The 760-nt window shown below is 69.5% G+C and carries 1 protein-coding gene; it reads right to left on the reverse strand.

The features are described from left to right. Positions 1-137 precede the first annotated feature (137 nt). Positions 138-760 (reverse strand): nitrogenase component 1 (locus AC01FP_RS18290; RefSeq protein ID WP_474482268.1); only part of this gene is annotated, 623 nt, incomplete at its 5' end.

A 760-nucleotide genomic window follows, 5' to 3' on the forward strand; every position in this document is an offset into this window, starting at 1 on the left:
GCAGGCTCATGTGCAGCCCGGGCATCTGCCGCACGAGCTGGGCGCGGGCCCGCTCGCAGGCGCTGGACAGGTGGCTGTCCATCGTGACGAGCACGAAGCGCAGCGGCGTCTTCAGCGCTGGGTCGAGGGGGCGGCGTTCAGCGGCCAAAGTGCGCCTTCGCATCGTAGAGCGTCTCGACCGTGATCGTGGCCAGGCCGCGCTCGGTGGCAAAACGCTCGGTGTTGCGGCGCGCCTTGCCGCGCACGAAGAACGGGATCTTCTGCAGTTCCTTCTGCGCGTCGCTGGCCCATTGCGCCAGCGTGACCACGTTGCTGGTGTCCGCCGGTGCCGGCTGCTCTTCGAGGACGGGGGCCTCGGCCGGCCGGGCCGGGCTGGCCGTCGTGCCGCCATGGCCCAGGTGCGAAGAAGCCGCGCCGTCGTGGAACTCGAAGTCGTCGCGGAACATCGCGAGCAGGTGTTCCTCCAGGCCCATCATCAGCGGGTGCACCCAGCTGTCGAAGAGCACGTTGGCGCCTTCGAAACCCATCTGCGGGCTGTAGCGCGCGGGGAAGTCCTGCACGTGCACGGGCGCCGAGATCACTGCGCAGGGCAGCTTCAGCCGCTTGGCGATGTGGCGCTCCATCTGCGTGCCCAGCACCAGCTCGGGCTGCAGCTCGGCGATCTTCGCCTCCACCTCGAGGTAGTCGTCGCTGATCAGCGCTTCCGCGCCGTAGAGCTTGGCCGCCTCGCGCACGTCGCGCGCGAACTCGCGGCTGTAGG

The sequence above is a fragment of the Cyanobium sp. NIVA-CYA 375 genome (genome assembly GCF_056108345.1).